At 73.5% G+C, this 16,085-nt stretch carries 13 protein-coding genes; 7 read left to right on the top strand and 6 right to left on the bottom strand.

Going from position 1 to position 16,085, the window contains the following annotated elements:
• Positions 1 to 127 precede the first annotated feature (127 nt).
• From ACIF8T_RS00770 to ACIF8T_RS00785, 4 genes are read right to left on the bottom strand one after another with little or no spacing between them, the layout of a single operon-like run.
• Positions 128 to 1,288 carry an acyl-CoA dehydrogenase family protein gene (locus tag ACIF8T_RS00770; protein WP_400029714.1) on the bottom strand — a complete coding sequence of 387 codons (1,161 nt, stop codon included), beginning with the start codon at positions 1,286 to 1,288 and terminating at the stop codon, positions 128 to 130.
• Positions 1,289 to 1,293: 5 nt separating this feature from the next.
• Positions 1,294 to 2,223 (bottom strand): hydroxymethylglutaryl-CoA lyase, encoded by a 930-nt coding sequence (locus ACIF8T_RS00775; protein WP_400031432.1) that lies wholly within the window; start codon positions 2,221 to 2,223, stop codon positions 1,294 to 1,296.
• A gap of 17 nt (positions 2,224 to 2,240) precedes the next feature.
• Positions 2,241 to 4,160, bottom strand: a complete 1,920-nt coding sequence (locus tag ACIF8T_RS00780; protein ID WP_400029716.1) for a biotin carboxylase N-terminal domain-containing protein — start codon at positions 4,158 to 4,160, stop codon at positions 2,241 to 2,243.
• A gap of 17 nt (positions 4,161 to 4,177) precedes the next feature.
• The gene (locus ACIF8T_RS00785) at positions 4,178 to 5,794 is read right to left on the bottom strand and encodes a carboxyl transferase domain-containing protein (protein WP_400029717.1); all 1,617 of its coding nucleotides are present in this window, start codon (positions 5,792 to 5,794) and stop codon (positions 4,178 to 4,180) included.
• An 86-nt stretch (positions 5,795 to 5,880) separates the two neighbouring features.
• Between ACIF8T_RS00785 and ACIF8T_RS00790 the strand changes: the two genes are divergently transcribed.
• From ACIF8T_RS00790 to ACIF8T_RS00805, 4 genes are all read left to right on the top strand, one after another.
• Positions 5,881 to 6,477: a TetR/AcrR family transcriptional regulator gene (locus ACIF8T_RS00790; RefSeq protein WP_400029719.1), complete on the top strand. Its 597-nt coding sequence runs from the start codon at positions 5,881 to 5,883 to the stop codon at positions 6,475 to 6,477.
• Positions 6,478 to 6,526: 49 nt separating this feature from the next.
• On the top strand, positions 6,527 to 7,111 hold the full coding sequence (locus ACIF8T_RS00795; protein WP_400031434.1) for a Uma2 family endonuclease: 585 nt from the start codon (positions 6,527 to 6,529) through the stop codon (positions 7,109 to 7,111).
• 102 nt (positions 7,112 to 7,213) lie between these two features.
• The gene (locus tag ACIF8T_RS00800) at positions 7,214 to 8,371 is read left to right on the top strand and encodes an acyl-CoA dehydrogenase family protein (protein ID WP_400029721.1); all 1,158 of its coding nucleotides are present in this window, start codon (positions 7,214 to 7,216) and stop codon (positions 8,369 to 8,371) included.
• 35 nt (positions 8,372 to 8,406) lie between these two features.
• Positions 8,407 to 9,285 (top strand): acyl-CoA thioesterase, encoded by an 879-nt coding sequence (locus tag ACIF8T_RS00805; RefSeq protein WP_400029723.1) that lies wholly within the window; start codon positions 8,407 to 8,409, stop codon positions 9,283 to 9,285.
• Between the two features lie 103 nt (positions 9,286 to 9,388).
• Here the strand turns inward: ACIF8T_RS00805 and ACIF8T_RS00810 are convergent, their stop codons facing one another.
• The gene (locus ACIF8T_RS00810) at positions 9,389 to 10,177 is read right to left on the bottom strand and encodes a phosphatase (protein ID WP_400029725.1); all 789 of its coding nucleotides are present in this window, start codon (positions 10,175 to 10,177) and stop codon (positions 9,389 to 9,391) included.
• A gap of 93 nt (positions 10,178 to 10,270) precedes the next feature.
• On the bottom strand, positions 10,271 to 11,725 hold the full coding sequence (locus ACIF8T_RS00815) for a PucR family transcriptional regulator ligand-binding domain-containing protein (RefSeq protein WP_400029727.1): 1,455 nt from the start codon (positions 11,723 to 11,725) through the stop codon (positions 10,271 to 10,273).
• Between the two features lie 188 nt (positions 11,726 to 11,913).
• Here ACIF8T_RS00815 and ACIF8T_RS00820 point away from each other — a divergent pair, with 188 nt between their 5' ends.
• The 3 genes from ACIF8T_RS00820 to ACIF8T_RS00830 are packed head-to-tail and all read left to right on the top strand — an operon-like array spanning position 11,914 to position 16,083.
• Positions 11,914 to 13,374: a sodium:solute symporter gene (locus ACIF8T_RS00820; protein ID WP_400029729.1), complete on the top strand. Its 1,461-nt coding sequence runs from the start codon at positions 11,914 to 11,916 to the stop codon at positions 13,372 to 13,374.
• 55 nt (positions 13,375 to 13,429) lie between these two features.
• A complete protein-coding gene (gene speB / locus ACIF8T_RS00825; RefSeq protein ID WP_400029731.1) occupies positions 13,430 to 14,401 on the top strand; it encodes an agmatinase in 972 nt (323 codons plus the stop codon).
• Positions 14,398 to 16,083 (top strand): thiamine pyrophosphate-binding protein, encoded by a 1,686-nt coding sequence (locus ACIF8T_RS00830; protein ID WP_400029733.1) that lies wholly within the window; start codon positions 14,398 to 14,400, stop codon positions 16,081 to 16,083. The genes speB and ACIF8T_RS00830 overlap by 4 nt, the downstream gene beginning before the upstream one ends.
• Positions 16,084 to 16,085: the final 2 nt, after the last annotated feature.

The raw sequence follows: 16,085 nt of genomic DNA on the forward strand, positions 1-16,085 counted from the left end.
TCGCTGTGGGGGGGCACCATGGGGGTTGGGGTGTTGTGGTGGGGGGGGTTTGGTGGGGGGTGGGGGTTTCTACGCTGTTGGCCGGTTTGGGGGGGTGGCCCGGGGCGGGGCCACCCCCACCACCCTTTCAGCCCGCCAGCCCCAACTCCCGTGCGATCAGCATCCGCTGCACCTCGCTCGTGCCCTCGCCGATCTCCAGGATCTTGGAATCGCGCCACATGCGGGCGACCGGGTACTCGTTCATGAAGCCGTAGCCGCCGTGGATCTGGGTGGCGTCGCGGGCGTTGTCGACGGCGACCGTGGAGGAGTACAGCTTCGCCAGGGCCGCCTCCTTCTTGAAGGGCTCGCCGGCGACCAGGCGGCTCGCCGCGTCGCGCCAGGCGAGGCGGGCCGTGTGGGCCTTCATCTCCATGTCGGCGATCTTGAACTGGACGGCCTGGTTCGCGCCGATCGGGCGGCCGAAGGCGTGCCGTTCCTTCGCGTACTTCACCGACTCGTCCACGCAGCCCTGCGCCAGGCCCGTCGCCAGCGCCGCGATGGCGATGCGGCCCTCGTCGAGGATGCGCAGGAACTGGGCGTAGCCGCGGCCCTCCTCGCCCAGCAGGTTGGCCGCCGGGACGCGCACGTCGGAGAAGGACAGCTCGCGGGTGTCCGAGGCGTTCCAGCCGACCTTCGAGTAGGGGGCGGCGACCGTGAAGCCGGGCGTGCCCGACGGGACGATGATCGCGGAGATCAGCGGCCTGCCGTCCGGCTTGCGGCCCGTCACCGCCGTCACCGTCACCAGGCCCGTGACGTCCGTGCCGGAGTTGGTGATGAAGCACTTCGTGCCGTTGATCACCCACTCGTCGGTGTCCGGGTCGAGCCGGGCCGTGGTGCGGGTCGCGCCCGCGTCCGAGCCGCCGTCCGGCTCCGTCAGGCCGAAGGCGCCCAGGATCTCGCCGGAGCACAGCCGGGGGAGCCAGGTGCGCTTCTGCTCCTCCGTGCCGAACAGGTGGATCGGCATCGCGCCCAGGGAGACCCCGGCCTCCAGGGTGATGGCGACCGAGGAGTCCACCCGGGCCAGCTCCTCCAGGGCCACGCCCAGCGCCAGGTAGTCCCCGCCCATGCCGCCGTACTCCTCCGGGAACGGCAGTCCGAACAGCCCCATGCGGCCCATCTCGCGGACGATCTCGTACGGGAACTCGTGCCGCTCGTAGAAGTCGCCGATCTTGGGCGCCACCACGTCGTGGGCGAACTCCTCGACGGTGCGCCGCAGTTCCTCCAGCTCGGGGGAGAGACGGTGGTCCATCGTGATCACTGCTCCTTGGTGTCCTCGTGGGACAGGGCTCGGACGGTGCGGGACGGACTGGGCCGGCCCAGGTGGTCGGCCATCCACGCGCTCGTGGCGACGAGGCGGCCGAGGTCGACTCCGGTGTCGATGCCGAGGCCCCGCAGCATCCACACGAGGTCTTCGGTGGCGAGGTTGCCGGTGGCGGACCGGGCGTACGGGCAGCCGCCCAGGCCGCCCGCGGAGGCGTCGACGGTGGTCACTCCGTGCTGGAGCGCCGCGAGGGTGTTGGCCAGCGCCTGGCCGTAGGTGTCGTGGAAGTGGACGCCCAGGGCGGCGGTGGGAACGCCGGCCTCGTTCAGGGCGGTGAGGAGCGCCGTGACGTGGCCGGGCGTCGCCACCCCGATGGTGTCGCCGAGGCTCAGCTCGTCGCAGCCCATGTCGAGCAGTGCCCGGCACACCCGGACGACCTGCGGGACGGGGACCGCGCCCTCCCAGGGGTCGCCGAAGCACATGGACAGGTAGCCGCGGACGTGGCCGCCCGCCGCCCGGGCCCGTCCCACCACCGGCTCGAACATCGCCAGCGCCTCGTCCACCGTGCGGTTGAGGTTGGCCTTGGCGAAGGACTCGGTGGCGCTGGCGAAGACGGCCACCCGGCGGGCGCCGAGCGACAGGGCCCGGTCCAGGCCGCGCTCGTTCGGGACGAGGACCGGCAGGGCGACCGGGAGGTCGGCGACGAGCGGGTACAGCCGCTCCGCGTCGGCCAGTTGGGGCACCCACTTGGGGTGCACGAAGCTGGTCGCCTCGATCGTCGTCAGGCCCGCGCCGGCCAGGCGGCGGACGAACTCCGCCTTGACCTCGGTCGGGACGGTCGCCGACTCGTTCTGCAGGCCGTCGCGCGCGCCCACCTCGTGGATGCGCACGCGGGCGGGCAGGCCCGCCGCGGGGACGGCCATGGGGAGACCTTCGACTGTCACTGCGCCGCCTCCTCGTGGGGTGCGATGACCGCCAGCACCTGGTCCATGGCGACCGTGGTGCCCGGCGCCACGTCCAGTTCGGTGACGGTGCCGGCGTGCGGGGCGGAGACGACGTGCTCCATCTTCATCGCCTCGACCACCAGCAGGCTCTGACCGGCCGCCACCTCGTCGCCGACGGCGACCTTCACGACGGTGACCGTGCCCGGCATCGGCGCCGTGAGCGAGTCCGCGCCCGCCTGCCCGGCCCGGGTCAGGGACGCGGCGACCGGGTCGTGGTCGCGCACGTGCCAGGCGTCGCCGTCGCGGCCCAGCCAGTCGGCGGCGCGGTGGAAGGTGTGGCGGACGCCGTCCAGGGTGACGGACACCCGGTCGTCGGTGACGGTGTGCGTGCCGCGCGGGACGTACGCCACGGGGTCGCCCGCGGCCCGCAGGTGGACCGTGACGGGCCGGTGCTCGCCGCCCAGCCGCCAGCCGCTCGGCACCGAGAAGGGGTCCGTCCAGCCGTCGCCCGCCGGTTTCAGCGCCTCCAGCCGGACGGCCGCCGCCGCCTCGTACACCTCCTCCGGCACGTCGGTGGTGACGAGCCCGTCCACCTCCCGCTCCACCAGCCCGGTGTCCAGCTCCCCGGCCACCACCGCCGGGTGGGCCAGCAGCCGCCGCAGGAACCCGGCGTTGGTCTGCACGCCCAGCGTGACGGTCTCCGCGAGGGCCGCGCGCAGCCGGCGCAGCGCCGTGGCCCGGTCGGGGCCGTACGCGATCACCTTGGACAGCATCGGGTCGTACAGGCTGCCGACCTCGGTGCCCTCGCTGAGCCCGGAGTCCGTGCGGACACCGCCTCCCCGGGGCTCGCGCAGCCGCAGCACCGTGCCGCCGGACGGCAGGAAGCCGCGCGCCGGGTCCTCGGCGCAGATGCGGGCCTCGACCGCGTGGCCGGTGAGGCGGACCTCGTCCTGCCCGAAGGGCAGCGGCTCGCCCGCCGCCACCCGCAGCTGCCACTCCACCAGGTCAAGGCCGGTGACCAGCTCGGTGACCGGGTGCTCCACCTGGAGACGGGTGTTCATCTCCATGAAGTAGTACGACGTCGGGTCCTCGCCGGGGACGATGAACTCCACCGTGCCCGCGCCCCGGTAGCCGCAGGAGCGGGCCGCCTGGACGGCCGCCTCGCCCATCGCCGCCCGGGTCGCCTCGTCCAGCAGGACGGAGGGCGCCTCCTCGATGATCTTCTGGTGGCGGCGCTGGAGGGAGCACTCGCGCTCGCCGAGGTGGATCACGTTGCCGTGGCCGTCGGCCAGCACCTGGATCTCGATGTGCCGGGGGCGGTCGATCCACCGCTCGACCAGGAGCGTGTCGTCGCCGAAGGAGGCCCGGGCCTCGCGGCGGGCGGCGGCGATCTCGTCCTCCAGCAGGGTGAGGTCCCGCACCAGGCGCATGCCCTTGCCGCCGCCGCCCGCCGAGGGCTTCAGCAGCACGGGGGCGCCCAGCGCGCGGGCCGCCTCGGCCAGCTCCGGGTCGCGTCCGCCGGGCACCACGGGCACGCCCGCCGCCCGGACGGTCTCCTTGGCGCGGATCTTGTCGCCCATGAGGGCGATGGCGTCCGCCGGGGGGCCGATGAAGACCAGGCCCGCCTCGGCGCAGGCGCGCGCGAAACCGGCGTTCTCGGCGAGGAAGCCGTAGCCGGGGTGGACGGCCCGGGCGCCGGTGCGGGCGGCGGCCTCCAGCAGCCGCTCCACCGACAGGTAGCTCTCGGCCGCCGGGGCCGGTCCGATCCGGACCGCGGTGTCGGCCTCGCGGACGTGCCGGGCGTCGGCGTCCGCGTCGGAGAAGACGGCCACGGAGCGCACGCCCATCGACCGCAGGGTGCGGATGACGCGGACGGCGATCTCGCCCCGGTTGGCCACGAGTACGGTGTCGAACATTCGTCCAAGTCCCCCTGTCACATCCGGAAGACGCCGAACTGGGGTTCACCCAGCGGGGCGTTGGCACACGCGGTCAGAGCCAGTCCCAGCACCTGCCGCGTCTCCAGCGGGTCGATCACGCCGTCGTCCCAGAGGCGCGCGGTGGCGTAGTAGGCGCTTCCCTGGCGCTCGTACTGGGCGCGGATCGGCGCCTTGAAGGCCTCCTCGTCCTCCAGGGGCCACTGCTCGCCCCGGGCCTCCAGCTGGTCCCGCCTGACGGTCGCGAGGACCGAGGCGGCCTGCTCGCCGCCCATCACGGAGATCTTGGCGTTGGGCCACATCCACAGGAAGCGGGGCGAGTACGCCCGGCCGCACATCGAGTAGTTCCCGGCGCCGTACGACCCGCCGACCACCACGGTCAGCTTCGGCACGCGCGTGCACGCCACGGCCGTGACCATCTTGGCGCCGTGCTTGGCGATGCCGCCCGCCTCGTAGTCCCGGCCGACCATGAAGCCGGAGATGTTCTGGAGGAACACCAGCGGGATGCCGCGCTGGTCGCACAACTCGACGAAGTGGGCGCCCTTCTGGGCGGACTCGGAGAACAGGATGCCGTTGTTGGCGACGATGCCGACCGGGTGGCCGTGGATCCGGGCGAAGCCGGTGACCAGGGTCTGCCCGAACTCGGACTTGAACTCGGCGAACCGCGAGCCGTCGACCACGCGCGCGATGATCTCGCGGACGTCGTAGGGGGTGCGGGAGTCGACGGGCACGGCGCCGTAGAGGCCGTGGGGATCGACCTTCGGTTCGGCCGTCGGAGTGACCTCCCAGGGCAGCGGGCCGCGCGCGGGGAGGGTCGAGACGATGGTGCGGACGATGCGCAGGGCGTGGGCGTCGTCCTCGGCGAGGTGGTCGGTGACGCCGGAGACCCGGGAGTGCACCTCGCCGCCGCCGAGCTCCTCCGCGGTGACGACCTCGCCGGTGGCCGCCTTCACCAGCGGGGGACCGCCGAGGAAGATGGTGCCCTGGTCGCGCACGATCACGGCCTCGTCGCTCATCGCCGGGACGTACGCCCCGCCGGCCGTGCAGGAGCCGAGCACGGCCGCGATCTGCGGGATGCCGGCGCCGGACATCCGGGCCTGGTTGTAGAAGATCCGGCCGAAGTGGTCGCGGTCCGGGAAGACCTCGTCCTGCATGGGCAGGAAGGCGCCGCCGGAGTCGACCAGGTACAGGCACGGCAGCCGGTTCTCCAGGGCCACCTCCTGGGCCCTGAGGTGCTTCTTCACGGTCATCGGGTAGTACGTGCCGCCCTTGACGGTGGCGTCGTTGGCGACGATCACGCACTCGCGTCCCGAGACCCGCCCGATCCCCGCGATGACGCCGGCCGCCGGGGCCTGTCCGTCGTACAGCCCGTCCGCGGCCAGCGGGGCCAGCTCCAGGAAGGGCGAGCCGGGGTCGAGAAGGGTGTCCACGCGGTCGCGCGGGAGCAGCTTCCCGCGCGCGGTGTGCCGCGCCCGGGCCTTCTCCCCGCCCCCCAGCCGGGCGGCGGCCAGTTTGGCGCGCAGCTCCGCCACGAGGGCGCGGTGCGCCTCCTCGTTGGCCCGAAAGGCCTCCGACGCGGGATCGGCCGCGCTGTGAAGCTCCGGTGCCTCGTGCATCCTGCGGTCCCCTCACCTTGTTAATGAGCGTTAACGCATTTCCCTCAGGTTAACGACCGCTAACCCCGCTGTCTAGAATTGCTCGCATGGCCACCAGAACCGACGCCTCCACCCGCCGCGAGCAGATCCTCAAGGAGGCCGCCCGGCTGTTCGCCGAGCGCGGCTTCCACGGCGTCGGGGTCGACGAGATAGGCGCCGCGGTCGGCATCAGCGGACCCGGGCTGTACCGGCACTTCGCGGGCAAGGACGCGATGCTCGCGGAGCTGCTGGTGGGCATCAGCGGTCAGCTGCTGACGGGCGCGAAGCGCCGCCTGGCGGAGGCCGACGGGGTGCCGGCCGGGGCGGTCCTCGACTCGCTGATCGAGGGGCACATCGACTTCGCGCTCGACGACCGTCCCCTCATCACCCTGCACGACCGCGAGCTGGACCGCCTCCGGGACAGCGACCGCAAGCTGGTGCGCCAGCTCCAGCGGCAGTACGTCGAGCTGTGGGTGGAGGTGGTGCGCGGGGTCTACCCGGGCCTGACCGAACCGTCCGCCCGTTCGGCGGTCCACTCGGTCTTCGGCCTGCTGAACTCCACCCCGCACTTGGGCCGTCCGGGCGCCCTGCCGGGTCGCGGGGCCACGGCGGAGCTGCTGCACCGGATGGCGCGGGGGGCGTTCGCGGCGGCGGCCGAGCGGTAGCGACGGGCCCGTCGGCGGGCCTCCGGTTCACTACCCTGGGGCCATGGGCATGGACTACGCGAAGATGCGCGCGATCGCCGAGCGGCTCGGGGCCTACGCCGAGCAGCTCGAAGGGGCCTGGAGCGTCGAGATCGGACCGTCCGGCCCGATACTGGCCATGATGTGCCCGTCGAAGCGCCACGAGGGCACGGTCCGCCGCGTCTGCAAGCAGCTGGACGACCAGCTTCTCGTCACGCACCCCGGCTACATCTGCGCCGGTGGCCCGGAGATCGAGCACCCCGCGATCGGCCGCATGCGCCTTCCCGACGCGGTCGTCATCCCCGAGGCCGTCCTCGACGAGGAGGGCCTGGCCGTCGACGCGGCGGAGGTCCTGGCGGTCGTGGAGATCGTCTCGCCGTCCAGCCCCGACAACGACTACATCGAGAAGCTCGCCGACTATCCGGCCATGGGCATCGCCCATTACCTGATCGTCGACCCGCGTACCGGAACGATCGAAGTGCACTCCGATCCGTGCAAGGGGCGCTACACCCGCAAGGACGCCTACATCTACGGCGACTCCGTGCCGTTCGGCCCCTGGACGGTCGACACGTCCGAGTTCCGCCGCTACGGCAAGGCGGACACCGGCGCGGCGTGACGAGCGTTACGGCGCCCCCACTCTTTACGCCTCTCGCTACCCGCCGGTACCTTGAATCTGAGCAAGCGCTTAGACATGCCGAGAGTACGTGGAGGTGGCGGCGTGCGCCGTACGGTGTTCAACGAGGATCACGAGGCGTTCCGGGAGACCCTTCGCGCCTTCATCGAGGCCGAGGTCGTCCCGGTCTACGACGAGTGGTTCGCGGCGGGCCAGGCGCCCCGCGAGTTCTACTACAAGCTCGGCGAGCTGGGCATCTTCGGCATCAACGTGCCGGAGGAGTACGGCGGCGCCGGCATGGACAGCCACAAGTTCGAGGCCGTCCTCTACGAGGAGACCGCCCGCGCGGGCGTCCAGTTCGGCGGCTCCGGCGTGCACGTGCTGCTCGCCCTGCCGTACATCAAGATGCTGGCCACGGACGAGCAGAAGAAGCGCTACCTGCCGAAGTTCGTCACCGGCGAGGAGATGTGGGCCATCGCGATGACCGAGCCGGGCACCGGCTCCGACCTCGCGGGCATGAAGACCACCGCCAGGCTGAGCGAGGACGGCACGCACTACGTCCTCAACGGCGCCAAGACCTTCATCACCGGCGGCGTGCACGCCGACAAGGTCATCGTCTGCGCCCGGACCTCCGCGCCGACCGCCGAGGACCGCCGCTTCGGCATCTCGCTGTTCGCCGTGGACACCAAGTCCGAGGGCTACTCCATCGGCCGCAAGCTGGACAAGCTGGGCCTGCGCACCTCCGACACGGCCGAGCTGGCCTTCGTCGACGTCAAGGTGCCCGTCGAGGACCTGCTCGGCGAGGAGAACAAGGGCTTCTACTACCTCGGCCACAACCTGGCCTCCGAGCGCTGGGGCATCGCCTTCGGCGCCTACGCGCAGGCCAAGGCCGCCGTCCGGTTCGCCAAGCAGTACGTGCAGGAGCGCACCGTCTTCGGCAAGCCGGTCGCCCACTTCCAGAACACCAAGTTCGAACTGGCCGCCTGCCAGGCCGAGGTGGACGCCGCCGAGGCCGTCGCCGACCGCGCGACCGAGGCCCTGGACGCCGGTGAGCTGACCCCGGCGGAGGCCGCCTCCGCCAAGCTGTTCTGCACCGAGGTCGCGCACCGCGTCATCGACCGCTGCCTCCAGCTGCACGGCGGCTACGGCTACATGAACGAGTACCCGATCGCCCGCCTGTACGCGGACAACCGGGTCAACCGCATCTACGGCGGCACCAGCGAGATCATGAAGACGATCATCGCGAAGGACATGGGTCTGTAAGGCCCGCGAAATCCCTGCCGTATACAACTGACCTCATGAGTCAGGCACTTCAGGACCTCCTCGACCTGCTCGACCTGGAGCGGGTCGAGGAGGACATCTTCCGCGGCCGGTCCCGGTCCGCCGTCGTGCCGCGGGTCTTCGGCGGGCAGGTCGCCGCGCAGGCGCTCGTCGCCGCCGGCCGGACGGTCCCCGCCGACCGGCCGGCGCACTCGCTGCACGCGTACTTCCTGCGCCCCGGCGACCCGGGCACGCCCATCGTCTACACGGTCGACCGGATCCGCGACGGCCGCTCCTTCACCACCCGCCGGGTGGTCGCCGTCCAGCACGGCAAGCCGATCTTCCACCTCTCGGCGTCGTTCCAGGAGCACGAGGACGGCCTGGAGCACCAGGCGCCCATGCCGCCCGCGCCGGACCCGGCCACGCTGCCCACCTCCGAGGAGCGGCTGCGCAGCTACGGCCACCTCGACCCGGAGGTCGTGGAGCGGTTCGTCGAGGCGCGGGCCGCCGTCGACCTGCGCTACGTCGACGCGCCGCCGTTCGGCCGGTTCGGCGAGCCCCGCGAGCCGCACTCCCAGGTGTGGTTCCGCACCGACGGCAAGCTGGACCGCGAGGTCGACGACCCGCTGCTGCACGTCGTGCTCGCCACGTACGTCTCCGACATGACCCTGCTGGACTCGGTGCTGCTCGCGCACGGGCGCGGCGGCTGGGCCGTCGGCGACGTGGTCGGGGCCTCGCTGGACCACGCCATGTGGTTCCACCGCCCGTTCCGCGCCGACGAGTGGCTGCTGTACGACCAGGAGTCGCCGTCCGCGCACGGCGGCCGGGGCCTGGGCCAGGCCCGCATCTACACGCAGGACGGGCGCCTGGCCGTCTCGGTCATCCAGGAGGGCGTGGTCCGCGTGCCGCGCGGCTAGGTGCTGTCGTCCGGATCGGTCGCAGGGAATCGGCTGCATGTCGTCGGCGCCGGTGCGCGGGCCCCGCGCCCGCGGCGTGATCCGAACGGCAGTCCCCGGCCCTTCAGATCAGCCCGGCCTCCGCCAGCAGGTACCGCGTCATCGGGTCGTAGAAGCGGGGGCTGACCACGTGGTCGTCGAGGGGGACCGTCACCTGCACGGTGCCCTCGGCCTCGGCGAGGAACAGCGCCGGGTCGTTGCAGTCGGCGTAGCCCACCGAGTCCACGCCGTGCTGGCCGGCGTACCCCGCCCAGCCGTGGTCGGCGACGACCAGGTCGGGCAGCGGGCGGCCCGCGCGCTCCAGGCCGGTCAGGATCGCCTTCATCGGCTCGCCGGAGTGGGTGTGCCACAGCGTGGCGCCGTGCTCCAGCACCGCCACGTCCGCGAACTGCATGACGTACCCCTCGTCCGTCTGGAGTCCGTCCGGGATGACGACGATCTCGCAGCCCGCCGCGCGCAGGGCGGCGGCCGTGGCGCGGTGCACGTCCAGCAGGCCGCCCGGGTGGCCGGTGGCGAACAGCACCCGCTGCTGCCCGTCCGCCGCCTTGCGCAGCCGCCCGGCCATCCGCTCCAGCGCGGCCACGGTCAGCTCCGGGTCGATGGTGTCCTGGCCGTGGCGGTGCCCGGGGTCGTCGTTCACGCCGCACCGTTCCGCCATCACCGCGAGGACGTCCTGCTCGTCGGTCCAGCGGTCGCCGAGTTCCAGGCCGAGCCAGTAGTGGCGGTCGCCGTTGGCCAGCTTGCGGTAGTGGGAGAGGTTGTTCTCGCGCGGTGTGGCGACCTCGCCCGCGATACGGGTCCTGACGAGGTGCTGGACGAGTTCGGCGCGGCTGGGCGTCCCGGGTATCGGCATGGCACCCATTGTGGGGCAGCCGCCCGTGGGCGTCTCCGGCACAGCGCCCCCTGGGACGTGCGTCACGTACTCGGCGCGGCTGAGCCCCCGTACTCACAACCGGCGCAGCGCGAACCAGAGTTCCATCCGTACGTCCGGGTCGTCCAGGTCGGCCTCCAGCAGGGCCGCGCAGCGGGCGATGCGCTGGCGCACGGTGTTGCGGTGGACGGCCAGGGCGACGGCCGTCCGGTCCCAGCTGCCGTGCAGGGAGAGCCAGGTGCGCAGCGTCTCGGTGAGGGCGGGCCGGCCGGCGACCGGGGCCAGCAGGGCCCGGGCGTGGGCGGCGGCCTCGTCGGGCGCGACCAGGTCGGCGAGGACCGGGCGGTCGCCGTGCCGGACCAGGGCCGCGCGGGTGGCCCGGGCCCGGGCCAGGGCGCGGGCCGCCTGGGTGTCGGCGGCCGGCCAGTCGCCCGGGGGGACGGCGGCGCTGACGCCCAGCGTCCAGCCGGGCAGCGGGGCGGGCGCCCGGTCGGCGGGGACGAGGACGCGGACGGCGTCCCGGCCCGTGTCGACCAGGGGCGAGCCGAGGGCGGCGCCCAGCGCGGAGGCGGCAACGGCGTCCGGGGCGCCCGTGTCCGGGCGGGCGTGCACCACGTGCCAGGCCCCGGCGCCGAGCAGCGGGGCCACCTCCTCGGGCGGGGCGCCCAGCAGCAGCCGTACGAGGGCGGAGGAGCGGGCCGCGCCCGAGGCGCTCTGGTGCTCGCCGGTCAGGAGGGAGAGCAGCACGGCGGCGACGGAGGCCACGGTGTGGTCGGCGGCGGCGCGCCGCGGGGCCGCCACGCCGAGCACGAAACCCTGCCCGGTGCCGAGGGCGTAGGCGGCCAGGCGGGTGCCGGCGCGGGTGTCGGTGGCGGTGGCGGAGGCGCGCCGGGTGACCTCCCGGGCCAGGGCCGCCAGCGCCTCGGTGGCCTCGTCCGGCACCTGGCGCCCGGCCGCCGCGAGCGGCGCCCCCTCCGGCCCGTACAGCACCGCCCGGCCGCCCAGCCGCCCGGCGAGCTGCCGCAGCACGGCCGGGACCGGGTCGGGGCGGGCCGCGGCGGCGGCCAGGGACTGCTGGGCCTCGGTCACCCGGCGCAGCTCCGCGAGGCGGGCCTGCGCCATCAGCTGCCAGACCGCGCGGGCCACGCCCGAGAAGGTGGTCTGCGGCGGCACCTCCAGCAGCGGCAGCCCGTGGGCGTCGCAGGCGGCGACCAGGGCGCGCGGGACGGTGTCGTGCACGGGCGCCACCCCGAAGCCGAGGGCGGCGCCGCCCGCCGCCACGATCCGGGAGACGTAGTCGTCGAAATAGGTCCCGGTCCCCGCCGCCCCCGGGACGTGCACGCCCGCCGTGAGCAGCAGCTCCCCGCCCAGCAGATAGGGGTACGGGTCCGCCATCTCCGAGGTGTGCGCCCAGTGGATCACGGTGTCCGGGTCCTCGGGGCCGGCGATCTGCCGCAGGGCCAGGTCCTCGCGGGCGAGCAGGGCCGCGAGGGGCACCGGGGGCGTCGGCGGGACCGCGGGATCGGGCATGGTGTGCGTTTCCTCCACTCCACGGCGGCCGGATGGAGGAAACGTACACTTCGCAGTCGCTTTCCGGCCACCTAGGGTCGGTCCGGACCGGCAGGCGCGGGTACGGGCGGATGTCCCCGCGGGCCACTGCCGGCTTCTCCCCGGTACCTGCACGACACGCCACCGAGAGTGCGCGAAGGAGGCCCCGCATGGCCGTCGACTACACCGTCATCGTCGTCTACCTGGCCGCGATGCTGGCCATGGGCTGGTGGGGCATGCGCCGCGCCCGGTCCAAGAGCGAGTTCCTGGTGGCCGGCCGCCGCCTCGGGCCCGCGATGTACTCCGGCACCATGGCGGCGATCGTGCTCGGCGGCGCCTCCACCATCGGCGGCGTGGGCCTCGGCTACCAGTACGGCCTGTCCGGCGCCTGGATGGTGTTCACCATCGGCCTCGGCCTGCTCGCGCTGTCCGTCCTCTTCTCGGCGCGCATCGCCCGCCTGAAGGTCTACACCGTCTCCGAGATGCTGGACCTGCGCTACGGCGGCCGGGCGGGCCTCATCACCGGCGTGGTCATGTGGGCGTACACCCTCATGCTCGCCGTGACGTCGACCATCGCCTACGCCACCATCTTCGACGTCCTGTTCGACATGGACCGGACCCTGGCGATCGTGCTCGGCGGCTCGATCGTCGTCGCCTACTCCACGCTCGGCGGCATGTGGTCGATCACGCTCACCGACATGGTGCAGTTCGTGGTCAAGACGATCGGCGTGCTGCTCCTGCTGCTGCCGATCGCCGTCGTCAAGGCGGGCGGCTTCGCCGAGATGAGGGCGCAGCTGCCCACCGGGTACTTCGACCCGCTGGGCATCGGCGGCGAGACGATCTTCACCTACGTGCTGATCTACACCTTCGGCATGCTCATCGGGCAGGACATCTGGCAGCGCGTCTTCACCGCCCGCAGCGACCGCACGGCCAAGTGGGGCGGCACGGTCGCGGGCACCTACTGCCTCGCCTACGCCGTCGCCGGCGCGGTCATCGGCACCGCGGCCAAGGTGCTCTACCCCGGCCTCGCCAGCCCCGACGACGCCTTCGCCACCATCGTCAAGGACGAACTGCCCGTCGGCGTGCGCGGCCTGGTGCTCGCGGCGGCGCTCGCGGCCGTGATGTCGACGTCCTCCGGCGCGCTGATCGCCTGCGCGACCGTCGCCGACAACGACATCTGGTCGCGGCTGCGCGGCGCCGTCCGGCCCGCCGGCGGGGAGCACGACGAGGTGAAGGGCAACCGCGCCTTCATCCTGGTCATGGGGCTCGCCGTGACCGGCACCGCCATCGCGCTGAACGACGTCGTCGAGGCGCTGACCGTCGCCTACAACCTCCTCGTCGGCGGCCTCCTGGTGCCCGTCCTCGGCGGGCTGCTGTGGCGGCGCGGCACCGTGCAGGGCGCCCTGGCCTCCGTCGTGACCGGCGGCCTCGCGGTGGTCGGCCTGATGGCCGGCTACGGCATCCTCGCCAACGAGCCCGTCTACTACGGCCTGCTCGCCTCCCTCGCCGCCTACGTGGCGGTCTCCCTGGCCACCCCGGCCACCGACGCCACCGTGCTCGCCGCCTGGCGCGAGCGCCTGGCCGGCCGGGCCCCCGAACCCCTGTCCGAACCGGTCCCGGCATCCCAGTAGAGTCGGGACGCAAGCAGCACATACGCGACGAAGCGTAGGAAAGAAGGCAGTTCCCATGAGCAGCAACGAGACGCCCCGCGGCCCCGTCGACTCCTCCCGCATCCCGCGGTACGCCGGTCCCGCGACCTTCGCCCGGCTGCCCCGCCTCGACGAGGTCGGCCGCGCCGACGTCGCCGTGGTGGGCGTGCCGTTCGACTCCGGCGTCTCGTACCGGCCGGGCGCCCGCTTCGGCGGCAACGCCATCCGCGAGGCGTCCCGGCTGCTGCGCCCCTACAACCCGGCGCAGGACGCCTCCCCCTTCGCCCTCGCCCAGGTCGCCGACGGCGGCGACATCGCGGTCAACCCGTTCAACATCAACGAGGCCGTGGAGACGATCGAGGCCGCGGCCGACGACCTGCTCGGCACCGGCGCCCGCCTGATGACCCTGGGCGGCGACCACACCATCGCCCTGCCGCTGCTGCGCTCGGTCGCCAAGAAGCACGGCCCCGTCGCCCTGCTCCACTTCGACGCCCATCTCGACACCTGGGACACGTACTTCGGCGCCGAGTACACCCACGGCACCCCGTTCCGCCGTGCCGTGGAGGAGGGCATCCTCGACACCGAGGCGCTCTCCCACGTCGGCACCCGCGGCCCGCTGTACGGCAAGCAGGACCTCACCGACGACGAGAAGATGGGCTTCGGCATCGTCACCTCGGCGGACATCTACCGCCGGGGCGCCGACGAGGTCGCCGACCAGCTGCGCCAGCGCATCGGCGACCGCCCGCTGTACATCTCCATCGACATCGACTGCCTCGACCCGGCGCACGCGCCCGGCACCGGCACCCCGGAGGCCGGCGGCATGACCTCCCGCGAACTGCTGGAGATCCTGCGCGGCCTGGCATCCTGCAACCTGGTCTCCGCGGACGTCGTCGAGGTGGCGCCCGCCTACGACCACGCCGAGATCACGTCCGTCGCCGCGTCCCACACGGCGTACGAGCTGACGACGATCATGTCCCGCCAGATCGCCCAGGAGAAGGCAGCGCAGTGACCCACGACCACGACCTGGTGCTCCGTCCGACCGCCGCGCAGACCGAGGCCGCGCTGAACCCGCCCCCGGGGCGCACCGGCGGGGACCTGGTCGTGGAGACGCTGGCCGGGCTGGGCGCGACCACCGTCTTCGGCCTGCCCGGCCAGCACGCCCTCGGCATGTTCGACGCCCTGCGCCGCTCCGACCTCCGGTACGTCGGCCTGCGGGCGGAGAACAACGCGGGCTTCGCGGCGGACGCGTACGGCCGGATCACCGGCGAGGCGGCGCCGCTGCTGCTGTCGACCGGCCCCGGCGCGCTGATGTCGCTGGCCGCGCTCCAGGAGGCGGCGGCGGCCTCGGCACCCGTGCTGGCGATCGGCAGCCAGGTCCCGACGGCCGGGCTGGGCGGCGGCCGCCACGGCTACCTGCACGAACTGCCCGACCAGGCGGCCGTGTTCCGGGGCGTGGTCAAGTCCGTGCACCCCGTCCGCACCCCCTCGCAGATCCCCTCCGCGATCGCCGCGGCCTGGCAGTCGGCGCTGACCGCCCCGCACGGCCCGGTCTGGGTGGAGATCCCGCAGGACGTGCTGCTGGCCGGGACGTCGCTGCCGCAGGTGACCGGCCTGGACGCGACCCCGGAGGAGCTGGCGCCGCGCCCCGAGCTGACCGCCGTCGCCGCCGACCTGCTGTCCCGCGCCGAGCGCCCGTTGATCGTCGCGGGCGGCGGGGTCGTCCGGGCGGACGCCTCCCGTAAGCTGCGGCAGCTCGCGGAGCGGCTCCGGGCCCCGGTCGTCACCACCTTCGGCGGCAAGGGCGCCTTCCCCTGGAACCACCCGCTGTCGCTGCAGTCCTGGCTGGAGGACCGCCACACCACCGACTTCCTGGAGGACGCCGACGTCCTGCTGGTCGTCGGCTCCGGCCTCGGTGAACTCTCCTCGAACTACCACACGTTCGCGCCGCGCGGCCGGGTGATCCAGATCGAGGCCGACCTCGGCAAGCTGGAGTCCAACCACCCGGCGCTCGGCATCCACGCGGACGCCCGCCTCGCGCTCCAGGCGCTGCTGGAGACCGTCGGGGAGCGGCAGGACCCCGAGGCGCCCGAGCGGGTCCGGGCCCTGCTGTCCAAGGTGGCCGGGCGCCTCGCGGAGCAGGACCTCGCGGCGGAGCAGGAGGTGCTGGCGTCGGTGCGCCGGGCCCTGCCCGCCGACGCCCCCTCCTTCTGGGACATGACGATCCTGGCGTACTGGGCGTGGTCCGCGTTCGACCCGAAGAAGCCGAACACCATGCACTCCGCGCAGGGCGCCGGCGGCCTCGGCTACGCCTTCCCGGCGGCCCTCGGCGCGGCGGTCGCCGACCCCACCCGGCCGGTGCTGGCGGTCTCCGGCGACGGCGGCGCGCTGTACTCGATCGCCGAGCTTGCCACCGCGCGGCAGCACGACCTGGACGTCACCTGGCTGATCGTCGACGACGGCGGCTACGGCATCCTGCGCGAGTACATGACCGACGCGTTCGGGCAGGCGACGGCGACGGAACTGACCCGGCCCGACTTCGTCGCCCTCGCCGGGGCGTTCGGGGTCCCGGCGGTCCGCACGACCCCCGGGACGCTGGAGACCGACCTCGCCGAGGCGCTGTCGGCCCCCGGCCCCCGGGTGGTCGTCCTGCCCGCCGTGCTGCGGATGTTCGCGCCGACGCACCGGGGCTGAGC

Source organism: Streptomyces sp. NPDC085946 (genome assembly GCF_044540485.1).
GTDB lineage: Bacteria > Actinomycetota > Actinomycetes > Streptomycetales > Streptomycetaceae > Streptomyces.